Below are 2,416 nucleotides of genomic sequence, written 5' to 3' on the forward strand. Positions count from 1 at the left end.
AGGAGAAGACAGGTATCCAGTCAGTCTAGGCCGAATTCGGTTCGAACGGTCGAACGTTGCCCCGAATTCCGAGTTTTTAAGCTTTTAAGCTAACAGGCTAACAGGCTACTTCAAACGCCGAGTGCCAGTAGAAGCTACAGAGACCTCCTCAGGACCTGTCCTTGCACTCATCTGTACTCCTTGATCTGCTCTATCCAGTGGTACCATCAGATCTGTTGCCGGTCTCTTCCTTCTTGAGTTGTTGCCTTCGAAGTTTTTTAAAGCAAGTAGTAGTCACCTACTGCCTACACTGCCTACACGCCGATTGCCAGTAGAAGCTCCAGATCCATCCCCAGGACCTGTCTTTGCACTCATCAGTACTCTTCGACCTGCTCTATCCACTGATACCATCCCTGCGATTGTATCCCTGATACTTCTTGAGTTCTTGCCCTCCAAGTTTTTAAGCAGTGGTCCCCTACTGCCTACTGTGGTGCCAGTACTATCTGCCACTACAAGCTACAGCAACCTTCCCAGGACCTGTTACTTTACTCGAAATTACCCTTCGCCCTGCTCTATCCGTCAGTCCTCGCGAATTCTTCGCCGGTCGAGTGGATCCTTTTCGTCTTGACCCCCAAGTCCCCCAAGTTGTGACAACAGGTACTGGGCCCCCACTGCCTATCACCTACAGCCCACTGCCCACGCAGTTTGTCAGTCTCCAAGTCCGACTTTGCCAAGTCGTCTCTCAGGCTGCCACGCAACAGCCGCTGTGCGAGTTGCCCCTTGCTATCACCGCCCATCTACTTCCTCAGGATTCTTCGGATTCCTCCTCTCAGCGAAAGTGCTCTCTGTTGTAGCCCAGCTACCTAGACACTTGTACCGCAAATTGTGCTGCTCAGCACGAGTCAGGTAAAGACTATACCTCCCCCCCCAACTACTGCATACGCAGAAGCTCTGCCCAAATTTTGCGGACGACTTTAGCCCCCAGCCTGCAACAGCACCCCACTGTCCATGTCTCACCAGCGAGTTTCCCAAGATCCTCAACAGCCCCCAGTCCGCCAACCCTCTGGCATTGCGCAAGCTGGCATTGGCAACGACATCAACGCAGCTCGACACAGGCACCCCCGACGCCTCCGGTTCCAGCTCAACACCGCCATTTTGCGCAATAGGCCCCACCAACCGCTAGCTGCCACTAGACCGCCCAACCACGCTGAACTCTCTAGCACTCTGGGCCGAAGTGCACCTGTTCCTCCCGAAGATCCTCCAATCCTCGATATTCAGGCCGCCGACCGTGCCTTACATCTCGACTCTCCAACCCTTGGTGCCCGAAACCACTCGGTCTACCCAAACATGTACACCCAGCGCGAGTTCTTCCACTACCAAGCCCCGGTTCCCCCACACCAACATCCGATCACCTACCTTGCCTTAGACGGCGATACAAGACCCTGGTGGACTGCTGCTCCGGAAATTCACCCTTCTCACGCCTCCTTACGCAACCGATTCGCCTACCGCCACGCTCACGAAGTTCCGAACTACACTGTCGCCAACTCCGGTCCCAACAACCGCCCTACCATTGCCGACATTCGCAGTGACTACGTTCCTTTAGACCAAGCTGCTACCAGCCTCCACACTCGCTCTCGAAACGCTCTGAATAGCCTACGCGAGGACCTACCCCCCTTCGACACTCTAGCGATCCCACTTCTTCGGGACTCACTCCTACTTCTGCAGGATAGCAGCGCTGTCGACCAACTCATTGTCGCCAACCGGGTAGCTCACCTCGAACAAGATGTATACCGCCTTCGCAACATCAATAACGATCTCCTCTCAACGATCCACACCTTCCGTGCCAACCAAGACTTCCAGTACCTCATCATTCGCGAACTTGCCCTCCAAGCCGGTCTCTCGGTTCCCATTCAGCTCCTTCGCGTTCCCAACTGGAACTACTTCAACGACATTCGCTTCCAAGGCAACCACGAATTGGAGGAATCCACTAGAGCGATCCCTACTTGTGCCGACCCCCGCCACGCCTTCCAGGATATTGTCCCACCCAACGACTCCAACCCTCCACCGTGGCCAACTCAAGTTCACAATCACGATCACTTCTACAACGGTCCAACTGCCTACTCTTGCACTCGCAGACACCCAGACGCAACCACAGCCTTCGGAAAAGTCCCTGCCCAAAAGCGCCCACCCTCTTAAAGTACCTTAACGTTACTTAAGTTTCTCGTTAGTCCGTGCCCTGGCCTCTCCAACATGAGCTCCCTCCAGGACATCATCAACGTAGCCATCACTGGTGCCCCTCCCGCACCCCCCCCTCCTCCTGCAGCCCCATTGCCGCCAGTGCCTCCCACTCTTGCAGCCCTCTGCAACTCTCTCCGCGAGTCTCCCAGCAACCCAACAGCCGAAGCCGCTGTCACTGCCAAGTTAGTCCTTCACCCGG

At 55.3% G+C, this 2,416-nt stretch carries 1 protein-coding gene; it reads left to right on the forward strand.

Annotated elements, in window-relative coordinates:
- Positions 1-987 precede the first annotated feature (987 nt).
- Complete coding sequence (locus V6D20_22035) at positions 988-2,175, forward strand: hypothetical protein (protein HEY9818464.1); 1,188 nt, start codon at positions 988-990, stop codon at positions 2,173-2,175.
- Positions 2,176-2,416: the final 241 nt, after the last annotated feature.

The sequence above is a fragment of the Candidatus Obscuribacterales bacterium genome, from assembly GCA_036703605.1.
GTDB lineage: Bacteria > Cyanobacteriota > Cyanobacteriia > RECH01 > RECH01 > RECH01.